This is a genomic window from Bacillus sp. FSL K6-3200, assembly GCF_038630485.1.
Lineage (GTDB): Bacteria > Bacillota > Bacilli > Bacillales > Bacillaceae > Bacillus > Bacillus safensis.
Genome location: NZ_CP152032.1, coordinates 2,812,662 through 2,835,898 on the forward strand (window position 1 = coordinate 2,812,662; position 23,237 = coordinate 2,835,898).

The following is a 23,237-nucleotide window of genomic DNA, read 5'->3' on the forward strand; positions in this document are numbered from 1 at the left end:
GTGTTCTTTTATGTTTCATGTGACTATGTATCGTCTATATAAGAGTGGTATGATGACAACATCTGATGGAGAAAGGATTGGATAAACGATGAACTTTCGCAATATAACGGTCGTCATCACAGGTGCAGCCAATGGAATTGGTGAAATGATCGCTTGGGGCTATGCAAAAGAAGGAGCGCGAGTGGTGCTTGCAGATATAGATGAAGAGAAGGGGAAGCGATTGGAGGAAGAGCTAAAAAAAGAATCGTTAGAAGTTTATTTTAAGAAAACAGATGTGACACAAGAAAAGGATATTCAACACTTAATGTCGTTTGCGGCAGAGCGCTTTAAAACGATTGATATTCTCATTAATAATGCTGGTGTCATGTGTACTGTATCGCCTTATGAAGTAACGGTCGATGAGTGGGATCGTGTGTTACAAACGAACCTAAGAGGGACTTTTTTATGTGCAAGAGAAGCAGCACGTTATATAAAAGAAAATCCAAAAGGCGGGTCTATTGTGAACATTTCATCTACCCGCGCGACCATGTCAGAGCCTCATACAGAAGCATACGCTGCATCAAAAGGCGGCATTTCCGCGCTTACTCATGCTTTGGCGGTTTCTTTTAGTCAGGATCACATTACGGTGAATAGCATTTCCCCTGGATGGATTGAAACGAAAGATGAGAAAAGTCTTCGAGAAATTGACCATCAGCAGCATCTTTCCAATCGAGTCGGCACGCCAAAGGATATTGTGAAAGCCTGTTTTTATTTAACTGATGAAGACAATCAATTTGTGACCGGCACAGATTTAGTCGTAGATGGCGGCATGACTAGAAAAATGATTTATGCGGATTAACATAAAAAAAACATTGACGCTTTGATCGAGGCGCAGTACAATATGTAACAATTCAGCTGAAGGTCGTGAAAATAAGTAACACAGCGCGAATAGAGAAGAGTACATCATAGCTGCCCCACACAGAGAACTCCGTGAAGCTGAGAAGGAGCTGGGAAGCATGATGGAACCAAGCCTCTTAGCTCTGCACCGAATTCCCTCGGATGGTGGTGCAGCGAACTTCTCCCGTTACAGAGAAGGGTGAATGATCACCCGCTAAGGTTCATCTGGCAACAGATGAATGAACTGAGGTGGCAACGCGGAGTAAATCCCGTCCTCAAGACAGAAATGTCTTGGGGGCGGGATTTTTTTTATGACAAATAGGGGGGACCATGATGAAAAAACATTGGCGGGATATGAGTATTTTGCTTGGAGCCATCGGGATTGCAAACATAGGAGAGTGGATTTATATGATTGCCCTCCATCTGCTTATTTTTCAAGAAACGGGCTCTGTACTTGCTGTAACAGCAGTTTATTTACTAAGACCGGCTGCTGCTCTTTTGACCAATAGCTGGTCTGGCAGTTTGATAGACAGGCTGAATCAGCGGAATGTGATGATTAGTTTAGATATTACCCGCGCTCTGCTCATTGCATGCATCCCTTTTGCCTTATTCTCAGGACATCTGCTCATTCTGTATGTCATGGTGTTTTTCATACAGATGGCACAAGCGATGTTTCATCCAGCGTCGATGGTGTATATGACAGGACTAATCCCAGCCGATAACCGAAAACGGTTTAATGCCATTCGCTCTTTATTACAATCCGGTGGATTTTTACTTGGGCCCGCCGCCGCTGGTCTGCTCTTTCTAATCGGGACTCCTGTTCTTTCAATTTATGTAAATGCCATCTGCCTGTTGATATCTGCTTTGTTAACGATGTGTTTACCGAATTTGCTCAAAACAGATTCTGGACAAAAGGGGTTTTCCCTTTCAATGTTAAAAGAGGATGCAAAGCTTGTTCTGCAATTTAGTCTGACGTCACGCCAGATCATGGCGGTATATTTATTATTTAGTGCGGCGATATCGGTCCTTCCTACGGCCATTGACTCACTTGAAACAGCCTTTGCAAAAGAAGTATTATTGCTGACTGATACAGAATACGGCCTTCTTGTCAGTATAGCTGGAGCGGGTATCATCGCAGGGGCAAGTCTTAATTCGGTCATTGTCGAAAGGCTGTCAGTTTCGCTGATGCTTGGAATCGGCAGTTTGTTTGTGGCGTTTGGCTATCTTATTTATGCATTTTCCAGCAGTCTAGTTGCAGCCGCCGGTGGATTTTTTATATTAGCCTTCTTTTTAGCATTTGCGAACACAGGCTTTATGACGTTCTATCAAACGAATATTCCGGTAGAGGTGATGGGGAGGGTAGCCAGCTTTTATGCGTTGGTTGAAGCCATTCTGACGATGATCATGACAGGAATATTCGGCGGACTCGCTCATATTTTATCGATCAGAATTTCCGTCATTATTGGGTGTATATGTATGCTTCTGATCTGTCTATTGCTATGTTTTGTCATCTTTCGTCCATTGACTGTCAAAAAAATAGTGCATCCTACTTAGAAAATTAAAAAAATTATGTTATCATTATTTAAGTAAGTTAATTAAATTGATGAGAAAAGGAGTCTTACAAATGAAAGCACTACGCTGGCACGATCAAAAAGACATTCGACTAGAGGAAATTGATGAACCAACAGTTGCTCCAGGAAAAGTGAAACTTAAAGTAAAATGGTGCGGCATTTGTGGTAGTGATTTACATGAATATTTGGGCGGACCGATCTTCATTCCTGTGAATGAACCTCATCCACTTACAAAGGAAAAAGCACCCATTACGCTCGGACACGAGTTCTCTGGTGAAGTTGTTGAAGTAGGAGAAGGCGTGAGCAATTATAAAGTAGGCGATCGAGTGGTTGTTGAACCTATTTTTGCAACTCACGGGCATCAAGGTGCTTATAATTTAGATGAAAACATGGGCTTTTTAGGACTTGCCGGAGGCGGCGGTGGATTCTCTGAATATGTATCAGTTGATGAAGAATTACTTCATTTATTACCAGACGAAATCTCCTATGAGCAAGGCGCGCTTGTTGAGCCTTCTGCAGTTGCTTTATATGCGGTACGTTCTAGTAAAGTACAAGCTGGGGATACAGCGGCTGTGTTTGGCTGCGGACCAATTGGTTTACTTGTCATTGAAGCATTAAAAGCAGCTGGTGCTACTGATATTTATGCAGTTGAACTATCAAAAGAGCGCCAAGAGAAAGCAAAAGAGCTTGGAGCGATCATTGTAGATCCTTCTCAATATGAAGATGTTGTTCAAGAAATCGCACGCCGTACAAACGGTGGCGTCGATGTTTCTTTTGAAGTGACAGGTGTACCTGTTGTATTGAAGCAAGCAATCCAATCAACTAGAATTTCAGGTGAAACTGTCATTGTAAGCATTTGGGAAAAAGGCGCAGAAATTATGCCGAACGATATTGTCATTAAAGAACGTACAGTGAAAGGAATTATCGGCTACAGAGACGTATTCCCATCTGTATTAAACTTAATGAGAAAAGGCTATTTCTCTGCAGACACACTCGTCACGAAAAAAATCAAGCTGGACGATGTGATCGAGGATGGCTTCCATGCTTTAATCAATGAAAAAGATCAAGTGAAAATTTTAGTCAGTGCTGAATAAGTAAGATAACAAAGGGAATGGCATAAGCCATTCTCTTTTTTTATGTGATCAGGTCATTTTCATAATGAGAGCTGCGGTTGAATAGTGATAATTGAAAAGATGTTTCATGATAAGGGAGATGACATCATGTTTTATCACATCAAAGAATTGCAATATGAAGCAAAGCCCTCAAAGCCTGATCCGCTTTACGCGAAAAAGCTGCAAGAAGTATTAGGCGGTCAATATGGTGAAATCAGCGTGATGATGCAATATTTATTTCAAGGCTTTAATTGCCGGGCAGACCAAAAATATAGGGATTTATTATTTGATATTGGTACAGAGGAAATTGGCCATGTCGAAATGCTGGCGACGATGATCGCACGTCTGCTTGATAAAGCACCGGTAAAAGAACAGGAACAGGCGTATCAAAGCGATCCAGCACTTGCAGCTGTCATGGGTGGAATGAACCCGCAGCATGCAATTGTTGCCGGTTTAGGGGCAATGGCAGCGGATAGTCAAGGGTATCCGTGGAATGCTAAGTATATCATTGCAAGCGGAAATTTAATGGCGGATTTCAGGGCCAATTTAAATGCAGAATCACAAGGGAGACTTCAGGTTACAAGGCTTTACGAAATGACAGATGACCGTGGGGTCAAGGATATGCTCTCCTTTCTCATTGCTCGTGATACTTATCATCAAAATATGTGGCTTGCCGCAATTAAGGAATTAGAAGAGCGAGAAGGGGATGTCGTCGTACCAACCACCTTCCCTCGTTCATTAGAAAAACAGCAAGTATCCTATGACTTGTTTAACTTCTCAAGAGGGGAAGAAAGCAAGGAAGGCAGATGGGCACATGGGCGCAGCATGGATGGAAAAGGAGAGTTCAGATATATTTCTGCACCTGTCGTATTCGGCTCAGCACCAAAGCTCAAACCCGCACCAAAAGAACTGTTTAACACACCAAAAAAGGGTGAATAAAAAAGTCGATCAGGTTTTTGTGCCTGATCGACTTTTTAACGTCCGAGAGTTCTGCCGTATACGCTGACACGTTTCTCTAATAATGCAAAAGTTAATTCAAAGAAAATGCTCAGCATCCAATAGATCAAAGCAGAGACGAGATAAGTTTCTAAAAACTGATAGCCGTCATTTGCAATGATCCGGGAAATACCCATGATTTCGAGTACCCCAATTGTAAACGAAAGAGATGTCGCTTTTAATAACTGAACGAGCTGATTGCCTAGGTTCGGTAAGGCCACAACAAATGCCTGCGGCAAAATAATGCGCCGCATCGCTTGCCTAGTTGTCATACCTACAATTTTTGCCGCTTCAAGCTGCCCTTTGTCTACTGCGAGAAGTGCACTCCGGACCACCTCTGTTAAATGAGCGGCTGAATGCAGGCTAAAGGTAATGAGGGCAACAGCTAATGGGGAGACCATATCCGGATGAAAGGTCAGTCCGAATATGCCGCTCATACTAGTTAGAACAAAAGGAAGCCCATAAAAGAAAGCGAACAATTGAACAATAAGCGGCGTTCCTCTAAAAAAGGAGACGTAGAGCGTGACGAGCTGCCTAAGTACAGGGACGCGAAAGAGACGAATGAAAGCAAAAATAGATCCAATCACAAGACTCACAGCCATGGAAACAAGTGCAATTAATAAGGTGAAAGGAACACCTTTTAGAATATGTGGTACTTGGTCAATCGCAAATGGAATATCAATGGTTTGCATCTAATCGCCTCCTTAACGTGACAGACTGGTGCGGCCTTTTACAAATTTCTTTTCAAGCAGCATGGTGACTAATTCAATGCTCATACAAATGAGCCAGTACACAATCGCAATGATTACATACACTTCAAACATGCCGATTCCGTAGTTGTTCCCTAAGATAATCTTCACCTGTCCCATCATATCGATGAGCCCGATCGTAAAGGCAATCGCCGTGTCTTTCACGAGATCAATGGTGTAATTTCCGAGGTTTGGCAGGGCAATGAGAAAGGCCTGCGGGATAATGATCCTGATCAAAGCCTGCGTATCTGTCATCCCAACAATGTAGGCGGCTTCCAGCTGATCTTTCCCAACTGATGAATACGCACTGCGAAAGACTTCAGATAAATAAGCGCCAGTATGTAAAGAGAATGTCATCATCACAAATAGCACACGATCCCAATGATTGATTTGAATCCCTGCCACAAGTAAAAGCTGGGGCAGTCCAAAATAAATCAAGAACAACTGAACAATTAATGGCGTACTTCGTGTAAAAGATAAATAAATAACAGCCACTTGCTTCAGCACTGGGATTTGTTTTATACGAATGCATGCAAATAAGAGCCCTATTATGATGGCGAAAAACAATGACACCGCAATAATGAGAAAAGTGAGTGGCAGGCGTTCAAGCACTTGTAAAAAAATGCGCAGCCAATCTCCAGCTGTAAACGTCATGACGCTTCCTTCCTTTCTTCATATTGATAGCCTTGCTCTGAGATGTAGTCAATATCTTGAAAGAAATCAACCCCAAACCACTTTTTCGCAAGCTTAGGCAGTGTTCCATCATCGATCATCTCTTGTGTAACTCGGTCCAAATCTGCTGCAAGCTGCTTCTCACTTGGCTGTAAGACAAGATAGATCGGCTCCTTTGACACAATGCCGCCCACTTTGACCTTTAGGTTCAGATGCTTTTGAATGGTATCGAAGGTCGAAATATTCATAAAGGCCGCATCGGATCGTCCGCTTTCAACACGCTTTAAGTTGAGTTCATTTGAAGGGCTTTCAATGGTTGTCAGCGGAATATCTGGATCATGTTCTTCATTATATTGATTTAATATGGAACGCAATCCGCCGCTGGGACTGACAGGAGCGAGCTTTTTTGATGTCATATCGTCAAGCGATTGAATATCCCGGTTTGATTCATTCACAATTAAACCTGTCATCGAATAGCCGTACGGAACTTTAGGGTAAAGAAACCGTTTTTCGCGTTCAGGGTTACTGAAAAACCAATTAGCTGCCATTTCAAACTTCCCCGCGCCAACACCAATTAAATTGGATTCTTCCTCGCCAAATATGTAATCAAAATGTATGTGCGGAAGTCTTTTTTCCACTTCATTTAAATAATCAATGTTATAGCCAATCGGTTCGTTTCGTTCATTTGTGGCTAAAAAGGGTGGATTGACCTCTGCACTCAGTGCGACTTTCACAATTTGTTTTCCATCATCTGTTGTTGTTTTCACACTGCTGCAGCCAATCAGAGAGAGGAGAATCAGAAGGACACCAGCTGTCATGAATGCTGTCTTTTGCTTCATATGTCTTCCTCCAATCCTTGCCACATTCCGCGATGAATCCTGGATAAAAATTGTTTTGTTCGTTCATGCTGAGGCTTCATGAGGACGGCTTCTGGTGAGCCTTTTTCAACGATTTCTCCATCTGCCATAAAGATCACCGTATCCGCTACGTCCTTTGCAAACGAAATTTCATGCGTCACAATGACCATCGTCATCCCTTGGCTCGCAATATCTTTGATCATTTCAAGGATTTCTCCGACCATCTCGGGGTCCAGTGCGGACGTTGGTTCATCAAACAAAAGCACCGCAGGATTCATCGCAAGAGCGCGGGCAATTCCAATCCGCTGCTGCTGGCCGCCAGATAATTCACTCGGAAATGCATCCTTTTTATGAAGCAGTCCAATCCGCGCTAAAAATTGCTCTCCAACCTTTTCTGCTTCTTTTTTAGACATGTTTTGGGACACAATCAATCCCTCTGTAATATTTTCAAGTGCGCGTTTATTTTGAAACAAGTGATAATGCTGAAATACCATGGAAGATTGCTGTCTTAGTTTTAATAGATCTTTTTTATGATATCGTTCAAATTGAATCGTGGCTTCTCCAACAGTCAGCTCTCCTTTGTCTGGAATGTCGAGGCTGTTTAAACTGCGGAGAAGTGTTGTTTTTCCTGATCCGCTCGGTCCAATAATTGCGACCACTTCACCTTCTTGTACAGTGAAATCAATGCCTTTTAACACATGGGTCTGCCCATAAGATTTATGTAGATTAGTAGCTGAGATCATAAAAGCATCACGTTCCTTTGACAGATGTACTTAATATTGATAAAATTTAACACATTAAATCCTATAAGTAAAGTGTGTTTTATTCATTCCGATTGGAAAAATGAGATATCATAGATTGTGAGAAACAGAGGAGTTGGATACGTTTTGTCTAAAGCATTATTTGTCGATACCGATTTTCAAAAAACATGGCTTAATCAGCTGGAATCTCTTCGTGAAACGATCGAACAAAACGCAAAAAAACATGATGAAGGCGCTTATTTTCCTAAAAAAAATATCGAATCATTAGTAAACATGGGATATACAACCTTGTCTCTTCCCGCTGAATATGGAGGCGGGGGTCAATCTGTAACGGATATGGTTCTATTTCAAGAAACGCTTGGCAGCATGGACGGAGCGACTGCCTTATCGATCGGCTGGCACCAAGGGGTTGTAGGTGAAATTTATGAAAAGAAACTATGGAATGAGAAGCAGCTGCAATTCTTTGCGGAAGAAGTGAAGAAGGGCGCCCTTGTCAACCGCGCTGTGAGTGAGGCGCAGACAGGCAGCCCAACAAGAGGCGGTAAGCCTGGAACAACAGCGATTAAATCAGGTGATCGCTGGGTGATCAATGGACGTAAAATTTTCACAACGATGTCACCAGCTCTCACATACTTTTTAGTTGGCGTATGGATCGAAGAAAAAGAAGCCATGGGATTCTTCTTAATTCACCGTGATACAAAAGGTGTTTCTATAGAAGAAACTTGGGATGTTGTCGGCATGAGAGGAACAGAAAGCCATGATTTAATCTTAGATCAGGTTGTGGTCTCAGATGATATGCTTGTTGAAGTGCAAAAAGGACCTCGGGGCGGTACGTTAAACCCTTGGATCGCACATATTCCTTCCTGCTATTTAGGAATTGCACAAGCGGCAAGAGACTATGCTGTTCAGTATGCCATCACCCATTCACCGAACAGTATCAGCGGAACGATAAGTGACCTGCCGAATGTCCAAACACTGATTGGCGAAATTGATTTACTACTAAAGCAAGCACGCCACGTCATCTATTCAACGACAACATTATATGAACAGCCAGAGAAAAGAGAGCTGTTAATCAATGAATTCGGTGCTGTGAAGCATACAGTCGTCAATCATAGTCTGCAAGTGGTTGATAAAGCCATGCGTTTAGTCGGTGCAAAAAGCTTGAGCCTTGGCTGTCCGCTTCAGCGTTACTATCGAGATATCCGGGCTGGACTCCATAACCCGCCAATGGATGATATGACGATTTCAAAAATCGCGAAGCAGGCCATTGAAGAGAAAAAAGAAAGCTAATCTGATCAGAAAGCCGGATGAAACCGGCTTTTTTTATTTGGCAGAAAAGAGGACAAGCGTACCTTATGTCTCATCGCCCAGGCATGCTACAATCAATAGAAATCATAGGAAAAGGAGAGATTTTTTTGAAGAAAAAGCATATGAAATGGCTGTTTTCAGGCTTCATGCTGATGGCACTTTGTATCGGCCAGCCTTCATCAAGTGAGGGAACATCTCCAGCGTGGTCAGTAGATGAATTCATGAAAGACCGGGAAGGCACATTTGTCATCCAAGAAGTAAAAGAAAAATCGCCATGGGTGTATAACAAAAAAAGAGCGAACGAGCGCTTTGCACCACAATCGACATTTAAAGTGGCCAATGCCCTCATCGGGCTCCAAACAGGCGCAGTGAGAGATGAATATGACATCAAATATTGGGACGGAGTAAAAAGAGAGATTGAAAACTGGAATAAGGATCATACACTGGGCTCTGGCATGAGAGATTCAGTCGTCTGGTACTATCAAGCCATGGCACGTGACATCGGGGAAGAACGCATGAGCCATTGGGTGAAAGCCATTCATTATGGAAATGAAGACATATCTGGCGGAATCGATCAATTTTGGTTAAGCAGTACGTTACGAATATCTCCAGTAGAACAAGTCCATTTTCTTAAACAGCTATATGAAGAAAGTCTCCCATTTGACCTGTCTGTCATGAGAACCGTCAAACGAATGATGATCCAAGAAGAAGAGAAACATGCCACCCTATACGGAAAAACAGGCTCCGGCTCAGGCATCGGCTGGTACGCAGGCTTCATCAAACATGAAAACAAAACCTACATCTTCGCCACAAATATCGAAGGCACCGGACTAGAAGCAAAAGAAATTACCTATCGTATTTTGAAAAAATATCATTTGATTGAAGCATCCGTTTAGGGTGCTTTTTTATGTGTGAAAAAGGGGATATATAGATAAGTTGATGATATATGGATTAGTTTGAAAGAACGATATATTTATAGAAATATATTGAAGTATCATTTCAAATGTATTATTATATATGGCGTAATGTTACAAATGTTACAAATATATGATAAGGAGATTAATATGAACTTAAAAAGAAAAGTAAAATGGAAAAGGAATATCGCGGCACTACTAGCCTTTGTGATGCTTTTATCAATGTTACCTTCTGATATTTTTGCAGAAGAACATGACAAAAATACAAAATCAAGTCATAACAGCTTAGAAGAGTTTGATGATTCAAAAGCCCTGGAAATGGCAGGCGTTGACGAAGATGAAATTGGAAAAGACGGAGAAGTTCTTTCAGAAAGAACAGAAAACAGCAAACTTTTTTATGAAGGAGAGGGTGTATTTACACAAGAGGTTTATCCTGATCCTATTCATATTAAAGAGGCTCCAGATGCTGAATGGGAGGACATCTCTCCAGAATTAAAGACGATCTCGAAAAAAGAAATAGAAACAGAAAATGCGAAATTAGAAACTACTTTTCAAAAGCAAATGAAACAAGGACTTTATGCGACATTTGAACACAAGAAGCATCAAATTGAATTTTCAATTTTAAAAGCTTCAGGGAAAAATAAATCAGAAATCAATTCCAAAGATACCTCTGCACAATTTAAAGAGAACACCAACGAGCTTACATATGAAGAGGTATTTCCAAATATAGATTTACGATCATTCACCTTTAATGAAAACATCAAGGAAGATATTGTACTCAATCAATATGATGGCTACAATTCATTTACATTTAAAATAAGGACAGATCTAACTGGGGAAATTGAGGAAGACGGTTCTATTACATTTTACGATCAGAAAAAACGGACCATTTTTCAAGTCCCGAAACCGTTTATGACTGATTCTAATTTAGATGAAAAGTCAGGAGAAGTGGCTCGCTCAGAAGATGTGAGCTTTAAATTAGAAAAAGAAGACGATGGCTATTTACTTCATGTGACAGCAGATGAAAAATGGCTCAAAGATCCTGAACGAGTTTATCCTGTGTCTATCGATCCTTCGACTTCTTTATCTGTATCAGCAGACACATTTATCATGAGTAAGTACCCAACAACAAATTATTCATCCTCTACGCAAAAATGGGACGCTAAACTTAAAAGTTATGTACTCAAAACAGGTTATTACGATAAAACAACTGGTACAAACTATGCGTTCATGAAGTTTAACTCATTCAAACCGATTCAAAATATGAATGTAACGAAAGCGACGCTCAAAACATATGTTGCTCATTCATATTACGGGACGAAGGCTACTGGCCTTTGGCTGGATACAGTGAATGCCAACTATGATCATACAAAACTAACGTGGAACAATAAACCAAGCTCTAAAAACATCGGCAAAGCCAATGTATATAAAGGACAATGGGCGAGCTATGATGTGACATCAACCATCAAAGCTTGGAATACCGGAACAGCTAACTATGGTTTTAAATTACATGCAAATGGAAATGGGCAAGACCATTGGAAAAAAATAATCTCATCAACAAACTCTACCAATAAACCAGTCATTGAAGTAACGTATACCATTCCACAAGCAAATGCACCAACTGTAAAAGGTTTTAGTAATGGAAATGGTACAGGCTACTTCAATTTAAGTTGGAAAAAGGTAGCTGGTGCAAAAGGCTACAAAGTGTGGTTATACAACGGAAAAGAGTATGAAGCCATTTCAGTTGGAAATGTGGCATCATGGAGTACAAAAGGAAAGAATATATGGCCAACAGCAAGCGAGATTGCTGCTAAAAAATATAAACTTCATTTAGACGGAAAAGGTGGAACTGAATTAGCAGTTGATCCTTCCCCAGTTTACAAAAACTCAGGTGGCAATTATGCGACAAGTAAAAATTATTGGGTAGCTGTAAGTGCGATTTTTGACCAAGGTGAAGGCGCAATGTCAGCAAAAGTAAAACCTGTCGTGCCGAATGTGGCTAGAGCGAAAGCACCTAGTACAAAAGGATTCAATAATAATAATGCAACTGGTTACTTTGATCTTTCTTGGAATTCAGTTTCCGGTGCGACCGGTTATAAAATACAAATGTTTAATGGGAAAAGCTATGAGACATTGGATCTTGGGAATCAAACTTCATGGTCAACAAAAGGGAAAAAAGTATGGCCGACAGCTGCTGAGATTAAAGCGGGTAAATATGCATTGCACCTGCAAGATGGAAAAGGGGCGGAGCTTCCAATTCATCCTGGTGCGACTTACAAGAATGCTGGAGGAGATGCGGCTCAAAAACATTATTCCTTCAGAGTGATTGCCTATAATAAAGATGGAGAAGCCATTGCTTCACCGCCAGCTGGACCAACTTTACCTGATTTATCTAGACCGAAAGCTTTATCTGGATATGCTTATACAAATACTAAAGAGAGCCAAACAGGTTATTTCAATTTACATTGGGACAAAGTGAAAAATGCAAAAGGATATAAAATTAACATCTATAATGGTAAGGCATATCAATCATTTGATGTTGGTGATGTCGATCATTGGACAACACAAAACAAGAATATTTGGCCAACTCCTGCTGAAATTAAAAGTGGGAAATATGTGCTTCATACAGATGGAAAGGGCGGAGAATTAGCGCTAGACCCATCACCAGTATATGAAAATGCAAATGGAAATTATAAAGGACGCAAGAACTACTCCTTTACCCTTTCCGCCTACGATGCAAATGGAGAAACCATTCCGACACCAGCCTTTAACCCGACATTCCATGAAGGGGCCGAATTCCTTGGATCAGAGGATTACTGGTCGATTATTGATATACCAGACGGCCAGCTTAATGGTGCAACTGGGAATGTGATTGTCAGTGAAGAAGAAATGTCGATTGATGGAAGAGGACCAGGACTTGGAATGGGTCGAACGTACAATAGTTTAGATGCAGCTGACCACCTGTTTGGTCAAGGGTGGTACGCAGATGTAGAAACGAGTATCACGCCAACAAAAGAAGGTGTCATCTATCTTGATGAAGATGCCACAACTCATGTTTTTACAAAAAAAGCAGATGGAACGTATCAACCACCAACAGGTATTTTCCTTGAACTAACGGAATCAAAAGATGAATACATGTTAAAAACGAAGGATCAAACCTTTGCACACTTTAGTAAAAATGGTGGGAAAATCACCAAGGTTGTAGATGGACATAAAAATACAACGACATACAAATATAACGAAAACAATCAGCTCACTTCAATGGAAGATGCATCTGGCCGAAAAATAATAATGGATTATGATGAAGATGGTCATATCATTTCGGTTCAAGGACCAAAAGGGAAAAAGCTTTCATATGAGTATGATGCAGGTTTACTAACGAAAGTCATAGATTCAGATGGAACAAGTATCTCATATGAATACGATAAAGAAGGCAGATTGATTAAACAATTCTCTCAAAACAGTACAAAAGATCAGCCTGTTTTTACAGAATATCAATATGAAAATCATCGTTTAGTCAAGGCAATCAATGCAAAAAAAGAAACCTTTGAGTATGCATATGATTTATCTAAAAAGACACTCATGCTAACGCAGCCAAACGGGCGAAAAATACAGTATACGTATAACGAAGCAGCCAATCCAATTCAAGTTGTAGATGATGCGGAAGGGCTTAAGATCACCACTAAAACCAAATATGAAGGCAACCAAATCGTAGAAGAAACTGACCCAAATGATGTAGAGAAAGGAAAAGCTACAGAAAGCTATTCGTATGACAAAAATGGCAACGTCATTCAGGCGAAAGATGCTTACGGGACAGAAACCTACGAGTATAACAAAAATAATGATGTCACTAAAGTGAAAGATACAGAAGGAGATATTACAGATATCGCCTACGATGGATTAGATGCTGTATCTGAAACGGATCAAAGTGGAAATATGTCTTCAGCAAGTATTTATGATTCGTACGGGAATTTGGTACAAACGAGTAAAGAACTTGCTGCAGGTGCGAGTATATTAAAAAATGGCAGTTTTGAAGATACGCTAACAGGCTGGAAGCTTACAGCATCTAAGGATGACGGGAAATTAGCGCAGACAGCTGGAAAAAGTGGTCCGTTATCTGGCGGCAGAGTATTAGAGGTCAGTTCACAGTCGACAACTGAAGGAACAGAACTTGGCTATTCTTCGGCTACACAAGAAGTAACACTAGAGCCAAATACGACGTATACACTGAGTGGGAAAATAAAGACAGAGCTAACGAAAGCAAGAGCATTTTTTAACATTGATTTAAGAGATACAAACAATAAACGAATTCAATGGATCAGCAACGGCTACAGCACATTATCAGGCAAAAACGATTGGACAAAACGCCAAGTTTCGTTTACGACGCCATCTCATGCAGGCAAAGCTGTGATCTATATGGAAGTGGATCATCGTGATAAGGCTGGAAAAGGAAAAGCCTGGTTCGATGAGATTCAGCTAGAAAAAGGCGAAGTTTCATCAAGCTATAATCCAGTCAAAAATAATTCCTTTACGGATAAAACAACAAGCTGGAGCGGAACAGGTGGTTCATTAGATAATGAAGAAGGCTTTAACGATGACGTTTCGTTAAAAATGACCAGAACCACTTCATCTCAAGCGAATGTCATCTATAAACAATCTGTACCAATTGAACAAAGTGAAAATGATCAATCTGTGTATGTCACATTGACTGGGATGTCTAAGGCTGAAAATGTCAAAGCCTCAAGTGAAAATGACTACTCACTTCAAGCGTCCGTTACGTATACAGATGGCACAACAGGAACGTTTAATGCGAAATTCCCAACCGGTACACAGGAGTGGAACCGAGCGGCGGTTGTCATACCAAAAACAAAACCATTGAAAAAAGTCGACGTTCAGATTGTTTTCCAAAAAAGCGCGACTGGAACGGTTTGGTTTGACGATATTCGTCTAGTAGAAGGAAGTCTTTTAACGAAAACCACTTACGACGAAAAAGGGAACTATGCAGTTAAAGAAGAGGATGAGCTTGGTTACTCATCTCAATCTACCTACGATGAAACAGGCAAAAAACTTTCTGACACAGATGCGAAAGGCGAAAAAACAACATTCGAATATGACCAGGCTGATCAGCTGAAGAAAATCACTTTATCTAACGGGACATCCATTGTGAGAACGTATGATAAAGAGGGCAATGAACAGTCGAAAACCATTCGTGCAGAGTCAGATCAGACGTATCAATTCGAATACGATCTAATGGGCAAATTGACAAAAACCATTGATCCATTAGGAAATGTGTTGAAAAGTGAATATGATGCGAATAGCAACTTAATCAAAACCATTTCTGCAAATGGACATGAAGTGTCTCTCACGTATGATGGAACAGACCGAGTGAAATCCAAGTCATACAATGGGACAGAAAAATATAACTTTAACTATGATAAAAACGGAAACGAAACAACGGTTGTTAACAAAGAACAAAACACAACCAAAAACAGAACGTTCGACCAACAAAACCGCATCACAAAGTTAACAGAGCGTGGCAGCAGCCAAACTTGGACGTATCCAGCCGATTCAGATAAACTAAAATCCTTTGAGTGGACACACGGAAATCAAAAAGGAACGAACCAATTCAGTTACAATAAGCTTGATCAAATGACGCAGATGAAGGATTCGAGTTCTACGTATTCGTTTGATTATGATGAAAATGGAAATGTTCAGTCCTTTATTACAGGTAACGGCAGTGGTGCTAGCTTTGCTTATGATGAGCGCAATTTAATCAACGATTTGCACATTGGAACAAGCCAAGGGGCAACGATCTTAAACGAAGCTTACGAATATGATCAAAGTGGAAACAGAATAACGATTGAAAAAGGCACCAACGGGAAGATTCGTTATGAATATGGAAAATTAGATCAATTGATCAAAGAAACTCATCCAGATGGCACGGTCATTGAGTACACATATGATGGGTTTGGAAACAGAAAAACAGTTACGACTGAAAAAAATGGCACTAAAAAAACAATCAACGCATCATTCAACATCATGAACCAACTGACAAAGGTAAATGATGAGACTTTAACTTATGACAAAAATGGCAACCGAACGTCTGACGGACAATTCCTTTATGAATGGGATGCAGAAGATAACATAACGGCCATCAAGAAAAAAGGCGAAGACAAGCCATTTGTCACTTACAAATATGATGAGCGTGGATACAGAATTCAAAAAACAGTGAATGGAAAAGTCACCAATTACTTTTATGACGGCGACAGCCTGAATGTTTTATACGAAACAGATGGAGACAACGAAGTCACAAAAGCATACACATACGGTGAGAGTGGACAACTCCTTGCATTCACACAAAATGGAAACAAATATTTCTATCACTACAATGCACACGGTGATGTCATAGCCATCACAAATAGTGCAGGAAAAATCGTCGCCGAGTACGAATATGATACATGGGGCGTTCCAACTAAAGTAAAAGAAGATGAAGAAGTAAAAGGAAACCCATATCGCTATGCTGGTTACCGCTTCGACGAAGAAACAGGACTGTACTATTTAATTGCACGCTACTATGAACCGAGAAACGGTGTATTCCTATCACTTGACCCAGACCCAGGAAGCGATGGAGATGCACTAGATCAAAACGGATATACCTATGGAAACAACAACCCAGTCATGAATGTAGACCCAGACGGCCATTGGGTATGGTTTGTTGTCAATGCAGGATTTGCGGTATATGATGGATACAAAGCACATAAATCAGGAAAAGGTTGGAAGGGTGTGGCGGTAGCAGCCGCATCAGGATTTTTGGGTGGTGGAAAGTTAAAGGGAGCGAAAAAAGTATTTAGTACTGGGAAGAAGTCCTATAAACTTTCAAGGAAGAAAGTTAAAGCAAAAAGAACGTATTCTAGTTATAGAGATGTTACTAAAAAAGGTTCAAGAACTAAGAATTATTCTACAAATGTAAGTAAGAGGGATTTTGAAAAAAATCTTAGAAGACAAGGATGGAAAAAATCTGTTCATAATGGAAATGTCATTACAATGACCAAAGATGGACGGAAATATTCGTTGAGGAGTCATGCTAAATCAACGCCCTTCCCTACCGCAGAATACACACCTAGAGGGAAAAAGAAATTCACCCATAAAATTAGATTAAAACATTAGAGGAGGATATAGTGGAAAATTTGTTTATTACAGATCCAAAGGAATTTAAGCATTATCAGTCTTTTATTAATGGAATCTATAATGATTCCAAAACATTTCCTGATCAAATTTTTAAAACATTACCACAGTACTTTCTGTTCGAAGAATTTCATTGGTTATTATCGGATGACAGTTGGGAGATGTTAAAAAACCTAGCTATATATCATAAAGATGAATATATATTAATGGCTGTATTAGATAACCAGAAAAGTATAGATAATTTTTATCGTGATTTTGGTTATTATTATTGGGTGAAATTACCCTTAAACATCTCATCAAATAATTATCTTGATATTTTAACGGATTTCCCAAAAAATAATGTTAATGATAGTATTATGAATATTGCTTCACGAGTGATATGGGTTTCCCCATCTGCGAAATGGATGATTTATGGGGAAAGGGGTTATGAAATAGGAGTATTAGGAACGAGTGAAATAGAGCTCAAGAATAATCAAATTTTTAAAACATGGAGAACTTTGGATGAGGTCGTATTAGATTGGATTTCAGTTGTATTTCCAAACCAAAAGCTTCCTTCTAATTTTAAAAATGAACTAATTCAGAATTACTCCAATAATGATTAATTAAAATGTTAATTAAGTTGTTAGTTTCATTTAGACCTTTCTTCCCTTGTTTCTAACATAAATCCTCTTCTTTATTAATGAGAAGAGGATTTCTTATTTTATAAATAATTCACTCTGGCTACGATTTCACATTTAACTTGTTCTGAAAAGAGTTAATACTTAAGATAAAAAAAGTTTCTCAGCATAAAGTACGATTTAAGAAAGTGGTGAGTCTTATAATGGGTGGTAAAAGGTTATTAAATATAAAATCCAGTATCAAATTCCTGATTTCAGTGTCAACCAACTAAATCAAATCAATGAATTTCACCACTTTAAGGGGTATAATGAATATTACGACTTGATCAATTGTATTGCTTTACACTTCCTATATGAATCTAGTATCGAATGAATCGTGCTAGTTTATCTACATATCTGCTAATCGTGCTCCCCCATCCCAACACAGAAAGGTGCAATGACATTGAATCGAATCATGAAATGGCTCTTATTTGCGGTTGTCATCGCTGGATTATTGGTATGCGCATTCTTTGTGTTCCGTTTCAACCAGCCTAAGCCGACAACCAATATCCATTATGCAGACACACAAAATAAACAGCAAACACTCGATATGTACATGCCGAAGGGCAAAGATGAAGACAAAAAGAAGAAGCATCCAGTGATGATCTATCTCCATGGCGGCGGCTGGACAGGCGGCGATAAGAATAGAGTCGCTTCAAAGGCTGATTATTTTACAGGTAAAGGGTATGTGTTTGTTTCAATGAATTACAGGCTTCACCCTGATGCCAACTACGAGCAGATGGCAGATGATACGGCAAACGCCATTAAATGGGTGAAGGATCATGCGGATGAATATCAAATCGATTCATCAAAAATCAATGTCATGGGTCACTCAGCAGGCGGTCATTTGACGGCGCTGGTTGCCACAGATTCGACCTACTTAAAACGTGTGGGGCTGTCGCCAAAAACGATCAATTCCATTGTTGTTCTAGACGGGCCGTTAAACCTCAATCAATTTATACAAGCCATCCCATCGTATAAAAAAGTCTTTGGCAAACAAAAGGAGAATTGGACAAAGGCATCACCTGTCACTTATATGAATGAAAAGAATGTACCGCCTGTCTATTTGGTTACAGGCTGGGATAATCCTGAGGTGTACCGATTTGCAGAAAAACTAAATCATGATAAAGGCTCTCGGTTTGTTTTTCGGGTTCATACGTTAAGCCATAGTGATCTGAACAAATGGTTTGGATCAGACAGAGCGCCAAAAGAAGCACAAAAAATGACAGAGGCTGTGATGGCTTTTGTTAAAAAACAAAATCAATAACGAAGACCATATGTTCGACAATCCATTTTGTTGCAGTTATGATGAAATCTAAGTGGTTTGTTATTAAAGGAGTGTATGTCGTTGTCATCACGAATGGAAAATAAAGTGTTCAATTGCGAAAAAGAGCTGACGCTGAATATTATCGGCGGTAAGTGGAAAATGCTGATTTTATGGCACCTTGGCAGAGAAGGGACAAAACGTTTTGGTGAGTTAAAGTCGTTAATGCCTGGGATTACGCAAAGAATGCTTGTCAATCAGCTAAGAGAATTAGAGGAAGATCACATTGTGCACCGGGAGGTTTATCCTGTCGTTCCGCCAAAGGTTGAGTATTCTCTCACAGAATTAGGAGAAAGCTTAATGCCGATTTTAGAGGCGATGTATGATTGGGGAAAACAATATCTCGACAGCAATTTCTTAAAGGACGATAAATAGTCATATTACCGATTGTAGACAAAGGGCTAAAATTACTTTATTTTAGCCCTTTTCTTCTTTTCAATCACGTTGAGATACTGCCCAAAAGACAGTATCTTTTTTGTAACCATATGCGGAAAAGTATAGTATGTAAAAAAAAAGTGCGTACTTACATTGCGTCATTCCTGTTGTTATACTCATTTCATCGTTCAAGATGCATCATCCGCGGAGCTCTTGAAGATGAGATGAAAAACGGGAGTGAAAGTTGATGAAATTACAATTAGCATTAGATTTAGTGAATATACCAGAAGCGATTGAGCTAATTAAAGAAGTAGAAGCATCCATTGATGTGGTCGAAATTGGGACACCTGTTGTGATTAACGAAGGGCTTCGTGCTGTAAAAGAAGTCAAGCAGGCTTTTCCGAATTTACGTGTACTCGCTGATCTGAAAATTATGGATGCTGCCGGCTATGAAGTGCAGCAGGCATCCGAAGCTGGAGCAGATATCGTCACCATTCTTGCAGCGGCAGAAGATATGTCCATTCAAGGAGCGGTGAAAGAAGCGAAAGCAAGAGGGAAACAAATTTTAGTTGATATGATTGGCATCAAAGATATCGCAGGCCGTGCAAAAGAGCTGGATGCGCTTGGAGTCGATTATATTTGTGTGCATACAGGCTATGACCTGCAAGCGGTCGGTCAAAACTCATTTGCTGATCTTATGACGATTAAACAAGTTGTCAAGCAGGCGAAAACAGCGATTGCAGGCGGAATTAAGCTTGATACGTTACCTGAAGTCGTGAAATTAAACCCTGATTTAATCATTGTCGGCGGCGGTATCGCAAGCCAGGACAATAAAGCAGAAGTGGCTGCACAAATGAAACAGCTGATCGCACAATCATGAAGACCAGCGACTATGTGAAAGTCATTTTAAATGAGCTTTCTGAGCATTCGTCAGCCATTCAAGACGAACAAGCAGAGCACCTGGTTACAAGTATTTTATCCGCGCAAAAAGTCTTTGTGGCAGGTGCAGGCAGGTCTGGCTTGATGGGAAAATCGTTTGCGATGAGACTTACGCATATTGGCGTCAAGGCTTATGTCATTGGTGAAACGAATACGCCTTCCTTTACAGAAGAGGATCTTTTGATTGTGGGGAGCGGATCTGGCCGTACAGAGTCTTTGCTTGTTCTTGCAAAAAAGGCAAAAGCAATTGGTGGAAAAGTGGCAGCTTTCACGCTTTCAACTGAGTCACCTATAGCTGATCTAGCAGATGAGATCATCTTACTGTCAGGTGCCCCGAAGGATCAACAGGATGGAAACCATCATACCATTCAGCCAATGGGCTCACTATTTGAGCAGTCGCTTCTTCTGACATACGATGCGGTCATCTTGCGGTTAATGGAAATGAAAGAGCTCGATACACATACAATGTACGGTCACCATGCAAATTTAGAATAGTCATTTTCAAAGCCTTTCCTTTCTTAAAAGGAGAGGCTTTTTCATTTCAATCAAGATCAGAATCTTGACATCTTCTATTTGATGTAACTATAATTGTTACATCGTTGAAGAAAAAGCGTAAACACGGAAGGAAGATGAAGATGAAAGTACAAATCTGGTCAGATATTGCCTGTCCTTTTTGTTATATAGGAAAAAAACAGTTGGAAACAGCACTTGAACAATTCCCAGAGAAGGAACAGGTAGAAATCGAGTTTAAAAGTTTCGAGCTTGATCCACATGCACCTACTCAGGTCGATTATGATGTCCATGATATGCTTGTCAAAAAATATGGCATGAGCCGCAGCCAGGCAATGGCGATGAATGAGCAGGTGAAGCAGGCCGGCAAAGAGAAAGGAATCGATTTTCAATTTGATCCGCTCGTGTTGACAAACACCTTTGATGCTCATCGATTGGCGCAATATGCTGGTCAAATGGGGAAAGGCGATTTCGTTATGGGAGAGCTGTTTCAAGCATATTTTACAGATGGAAAGCATGTTGGGGACCGTCAAACCCTTTTAGACATTGCAGAAAAAGCAGGTCTTGATGTGAAGGAAGTGCAGCAAGTTTTGGGCGGCGAAGCATTTGCCGATCATGTCCGAAAAGACGAACAAGAAGCGAGACAGCTTGGTATCAATGCTGTTCCGTTTTTCTTGATCAATGACAAGTATTCAGTTGCAGGTGCACAGCCAGCCGATACGTTCCTGCGTGCACTTGAAACGGCTTGGACAGAGGAAGCAGCACAGGCTGAAAAAGCGGCTGCCAACTCATTTGAAGCAGCATGTGCAGATGGCGTATGCGCAGTACCTACCCCTAAAGAAGAAGCGTAATAGGCAAGTTCCCTATCTTTCTAAAAGATGGGGATTTTTTCTTGTTTTAATATAAAGGTTACTTTATACTTAAGGTATCTTAATTATGAAGGTGATAAAAGTGATATCCAAAACAGCTATGATCCAAGAGTTAAACAATATCGAAGCGCGCATCCATCAAAAGCTCCGATTAGAGTTTGAAGAATTATTTGTAGATGAGTTAACCGATAAGCAGCATATTGTACTGAATTTTATTGAGCAGAAAGGGGGAAGTTCCCCTATTCAAATTGCCCAGCAATTAGGGATCACTCAAAGTGCAGTGAGTCAATTGTTAAACACGCTTGAAAAAAAAGAATGGATTCGCCGCAGCATTAACCCGAATAACCGGAGGGAATTGCATGTTGAACTTTCTGAGAAAGCAAAAACGTACCTTGAGAATATGCGAAAGGTAGAGCTTGCGATTATTGAAAAATATTATTCAGCATTAACCTTTGATGAGATCAACACATTGACATCGATTTATGAAAAGCTTGATCAATTGATCCCACATCAAAACGAAGAGAAAGGATGAGAATGAATGACGCTCAAACAAGAAGTACAGAGAATCGCTTCCTCTTATACAGAGAAAAAGAAGGACGCACTGCTTGTCATCGGACTGATTCATCAAGGGGAAACGCATGTCTTTCATTTCGGGGATCACCCTATAAAAAAGCGCGTGCAGCCAGAGGATGTCATTTTTGAGATTGGCTCGATTTCAAAAGTCTTTACGACAAGTATATTGGCAAGCATGATGCAAAAAGGGCAGATGAAACTCGATGATTCGATTTCTCTGTATTGTCCTCACATTCGAAAGAATCACCCCATTCAAATAGAGCAGCTGGCAACCCATACGTCTGGTCTTCCTCCGCATCGTCTTCTTAGAGATTTGCAGCTATGCTTCCTTCCTAAAGTGAGAAGAGATATGTTCTGTCAATATTCACTCGATGAATTAATGAAACTGTTAAACTCGAAAAAGTGGAATCAGCCAAAAAGCTTTCCATCTCGTTATTCCAATGTGGGTATGGGGCTGCTTGGTTTAATCATGGGCTGGTCTCGTCACAAAACATATGAACAGCTATTGATGGAATATATCGTGGAGGAGCTTCATCTATCAAGTACCTTTATTACGATCAAGGATAATGTAGAAGCAAAGATGATCTTAGGGCATCGGGAAAATGGGAAAGAGGTTCCGCCGCTTCATATGCTTGACTATCAAGGAGCTGGCGCTATTCGCTCGACCATCACAGATTTATTGTCATTTCTCTCGGCTCATCTACACGCAGATGCGGATTCTTTTTGGAAAATCACGCATGAACCAAGACGGGATATGGGCAGGAACATGTCAATGGGACTCGGCTGGGTCATCGATGACACAGGACTCATTTGCCATAATGGGGCGACGTCGGGATTCTCAAGCTTCATGGGCTTCCGCCCGCATTCAAAAGCAGGCGTGGTTGTTTTATCCAACTACCGTAATCGAATCACGCAAGACTCTCCCGATCGTATCGCGTATGATCTGATGGATATGCTGGAATCTAAAATAAAATGAGCCTCCTGCGGGAA

19 protein-coding genes and 1 other annotated feature are annotated in these 23,237 nt (G+C 40.4%); of the genes, 15 read left to right on the forward strand and 4 right to left on the reverse strand.

Annotated features, from left to right (window positions below):
* Window positions 1-88 precede the first annotated feature (88 nt).
* The 4 genes from MHI60_RS14310 to MHI60_RS14325 all read left to right on the forward strand — a co-directional run bounded on the left by MHI60_RS14310 (window position 89) and on the right by MHI60_RS14325 (window position 4,498).
* Window positions 89-838: an SDR family oxidoreductase gene (locus MHI60_RS14310; RefSeq protein WP_144484718.1), complete on the forward strand. Its 750-nt coding sequence runs from the start codon at window positions 89-91 to the stop codon at window positions 836-838.
* Window positions 839-915: 77 nt separating this feature from the next.
* Window positions 916-1,156, forward strand: a binding site (T-box leader).
* A 53-nt stretch (window positions 1,157-1,209) separates the two neighbouring features.
* A complete protein-coding gene (locus MHI60_RS14315; protein WP_144484716.1) occupies window positions 1,210-2,430 on the forward strand; it encodes an MFS transporter in 1,221 nt (406 codons plus the stop codon).
* Between the two features lie 70 nt (window positions 2,431-2,500).
* Window positions 2,501-3,541: a 2,3-butanediol dehydrogenase gene (locus MHI60_RS14320; protein WP_017358082.1), complete on the forward strand. Its 1,041-nt coding sequence runs from the start codon at window positions 2,501-2,503 to the stop codon at window positions 3,539-3,541.
* A 126-nt stretch (window positions 3,542-3,667) separates the two neighbouring features.
* Window positions 3,668-4,498, forward strand: a complete 831-nt coding sequence (locus MHI60_RS14325; protein WP_041086351.1) for a manganese catalase family protein — start codon at window positions 3,668-3,670, stop codon at window positions 4,496-4,498.
* A 35-nt stretch (window positions 4,499-4,533) separates the two neighbouring features.
* Here the strand turns inward: MHI60_RS14325 and MHI60_RS14330 are convergent, their stop codons facing one another.
* The 4 genes from MHI60_RS14330 to MHI60_RS14345 are packed head-to-tail and all read right to left on the reverse strand — an operon-like array spanning window position 4,534 to window position 7,576.
* Window positions 4,534-5,247, reverse strand: a complete 714-nt coding sequence (locus MHI60_RS14330; RefSeq protein ID WP_144484714.1) for an amino acid ABC transporter permease — start codon at window positions 5,245-5,247, stop codon at window positions 4,534-4,536.
* 12 nt (window positions 5,248-5,259) lie between these two features.
* Window positions 5,260-5,958 (reverse strand): amino acid ABC transporter permease, encoded by a 699-nt coding sequence (locus MHI60_RS14335; protein WP_144484712.1) that lies wholly within the window; start codon window positions 5,956-5,958, stop codon window positions 5,260-5,262.
* Window positions 5,955-6,815, reverse strand: coding sequence for an amino acid ABC transporter substrate-binding protein (locus MHI60_RS14340; protein ID WP_144484710.1), 861 nt, complete (start codon window positions 6,813-6,815; stop codon window positions 5,955-5,957). The genes MHI60_RS14335 and MHI60_RS14340 overlap by 4 nt, the downstream gene beginning before the upstream one ends.
* Window positions 6,812-7,576, reverse strand: a complete 765-nt coding sequence (locus MHI60_RS14345; protein ID WP_186437303.1) for an amino acid ABC transporter ATP-binding protein — start codon at window positions 7,574-7,576, stop codon at window positions 6,812-6,814. Before MHI60_RS14345 ends, MHI60_RS14340 begins: the two co-directional genes overlap by 4 nt.
* A 144-nt stretch (window positions 7,577-7,720) precedes the next feature.
* Between MHI60_RS14345 and MHI60_RS14350 the strand changes: the two genes are divergently transcribed.
* The 11 genes from MHI60_RS14350 to MHI60_RS14400 all read left to right on the forward strand — a co-directional run bounded on the left by MHI60_RS14350 (window position 7,721) and on the right by MHI60_RS14400 (window position 23,223).
* Complete coding sequence (locus tag MHI60_RS14350; RefSeq protein ID WP_106025827.1) at window positions 7,721-8,884, forward strand: acyl-CoA dehydrogenase family protein; 1,164 nt, start codon at window positions 7,721-7,723, stop codon at window positions 8,882-8,884.
* A 170-nt stretch (window positions 8,885-9,054) separates the two neighbouring features.
* Window positions 9,055-9,798, forward strand: coding sequence for a BPU family class D beta-lactamase (gene blaBPU / locus MHI60_RS14355; RefSeq protein ID WP_342502690.1), 744 nt, complete (start codon window positions 9,055-9,057; stop codon window positions 9,796-9,798).
* Window positions 9,799-9,966: 168 nt separating this feature from the next.
* Window positions 9,967-16,983, forward strand: a complete 7,017-nt coding sequence (locus tag MHI60_RS14360) for a DNRLRE domain-containing protein (RefSeq protein ID WP_144484704.1) — start codon at window positions 9,967-9,969, stop codon at window positions 16,981-16,983.
* Between the two features lie 11 nt (window positions 16,984-16,994).
* On the forward strand, window positions 16,995-17,603 hold the full coding sequence (locus tag MHI60_RS14365; protein ID WP_061408695.1) for a hypothetical protein: 609 nt from the start codon (window positions 16,995-16,997) through the stop codon (window positions 17,601-17,603).
* A gap of 451 nt (window positions 17,604-18,054) precedes the next feature.
* Window positions 18,055-18,924, forward strand: a complete 870-nt coding sequence (locus MHI60_RS14370; protein WP_095409090.1) for an alpha/beta hydrolase — start codon at window positions 18,055-18,057, stop codon at window positions 18,922-18,924.
* A gap of 75 nt (window positions 18,925-18,999) precedes the next feature.
* The gene (locus MHI60_RS14375; protein WP_012010675.1) at window positions 19,000-19,356 is read left to right on the forward strand and encodes a winged helix-turn-helix transcriptional regulator; all 357 of its coding nucleotides are present in this window, start codon (window positions 19,000-19,002) and stop codon (window positions 19,354-19,356) included.
* A 247-nt stretch (window positions 19,357-19,603) separates the two neighbouring features.
* Window positions 19,604-20,236, forward strand: a complete 633-nt coding sequence (gene hxlA, locus MHI60_RS14380; protein WP_024423080.1) for a 3-hexulose-6-phosphate synthase — start codon at window positions 19,604-19,606, stop codon at window positions 20,234-20,236.
* Window positions 20,233-20,790, forward strand: coding sequence for a 6-phospho-3-hexuloisomerase (gene hxlB, locus MHI60_RS14385; protein ID WP_095409089.1), 558 nt, complete (start codon window positions 20,233-20,235; stop codon window positions 20,788-20,790). Before hxlA ends, hxlB begins: the two co-directional genes overlap by 4 nt.
* A 140-nt stretch (window positions 20,791-20,930) precedes the next feature.
* Window positions 20,931-21,656 carry a DsbA family oxidoreductase gene (locus MHI60_RS14390; RefSeq protein ID WP_111291708.1) on the forward strand — a complete coding sequence of 242 codons (726 nt, stop codon included), beginning with the start codon at window positions 20,931-20,933 and terminating at the stop codon, window positions 21,654-21,656.
* Window positions 21,657-21,741: 85 nt separating this feature from the next.
* On the forward strand, window positions 21,742-22,206 hold the full coding sequence (locus tag MHI60_RS14395) for a MarR family transcriptional regulator (protein WP_206762067.1): 465 nt from the start codon (window positions 21,742-21,744) through the stop codon (window positions 22,204-22,206).
* Window positions 22,207-22,212: 6 nt separating this feature from the next.
* The gene (locus tag MHI60_RS14400; protein WP_095409087.1) at window positions 22,213-23,223 is read left to right on the forward strand and encodes a serine hydrolase; all 1,011 of its coding nucleotides are present in this window, start codon (window positions 22,213-22,215) and stop codon (window positions 23,221-23,223) included.
* The last annotated feature ends 14 nt before the right edge of the window (window positions 23,224-23,237 follow it).

Excerpts from the sequence above, each read along its gene's own strand:
- MHI60_RS14310 (WP_144484718.1), top strand. The coding sequence starts at position 89 with ATGAACTTTCGCAATATAACGGTCGTCATCACAGGTGCAGCCAATGGA.
- MHI60_RS14315 (WP_144484716.1), top strand. The coding sequence starts at position 1,210 with ATGAAAAAACATTGGCGGGATATGAGTATTTTGCTTGGAGCCATCGGG.
- MHI60_RS14320 (WP_017358082.1), top strand. The coding sequence starts at position 2,501 with ATGAAAGCACTACGCTGGCACGATCAAAAAGACATTCGACTAGAGGAA.
- MHI60_RS14325 (WP_041086351.1), top strand. The coding sequence starts at position 3,668 with ATGTTTTATCACATCAAAGAATTGCAATATGAAGCAAAGCCCTCAAAG.
- MHI60_RS14330 (WP_144484714.1), bottom strand. The coding sequence starts at position 5,247 with ATGCAAACCATTGATATTCCATTTGCGATTGACCAAGTACCACATATT.
- MHI60_RS14335 (WP_144484712.1), bottom strand. The coding sequence starts at position 5,958 with ATGACGTTTACAGCTGGAGATTGGCTGCGCATTTTTTTACAAGTGCTT.
- MHI60_RS14340 (WP_144484710.1), bottom strand. The coding sequence starts at position 6,815 with ATGAAGCAAAAGACAGCATTCATGACAGCTGGTGTCCTTCTGATTCTC.
- MHI60_RS14345 (WP_186437303.1), bottom strand. The coding sequence starts at position 7,576 with ATGATCTCAGCTACTAATCTACATAAATCTTATGGGCAGACCCATGTG.
- blaBPU (WP_342502690.1), top strand. The coding sequence starts at position 9,055 with ATGGCACTTTGTATCGGCCAGCCTTCATCAAGTGAGGGAACATCTCCA.
- MHI60_RS14360 (WP_144484704.1), top strand. The coding sequence starts at position 9,967 with ATGAACTTAAAAAGAAAAGTAAAATGGAAAAGGAATATCGCGGCACTA.
- MHI60_RS14370 (WP_095409090.1), top strand. The coding sequence starts at position 18,055 with ATGACATTGAATCGAATCATGAAATGGCTCTTATTTGCGGTTGTCATC.
- MHI60_RS14375 (WP_012010675.1), top strand. The coding sequence starts at position 19,000 with ATGTCGTTGTCATCACGAATGGAAAATAAAGTGTTCAATTGCGAAAAA.
- hxlA (WP_024423080.1), top strand. The coding sequence starts at position 19,604 with ATGAAATTACAATTAGCATTAGATTTAGTGAATATACCAGAAGCGATT.
- hxlB (WP_095409089.1), top strand. The coding sequence starts at position 20,233 with ATGAAGACCAGCGACTATGTGAAAGTCATTTTAAATGAGCTTTCTGAG.
- MHI60_RS14390 (WP_111291708.1), top strand. The coding sequence starts at position 20,931 with ATGAAAGTACAAATCTGGTCAGATATTGCCTGTCCTTTTTGTTATATA.
- MHI60_RS14395 (WP_206762067.1), top strand. The coding sequence starts at position 21,742 with ATGAAGGTGATAAAAGTGATATCCAAAACAGCTATGATCCAAGAGTTA.
- MHI60_RS14400 (WP_095409087.1), top strand. The coding sequence starts at position 22,213 with ATGACGCTCAAACAAGAAGTACAGAGAATCGCTTCCTCTTATACAGAG.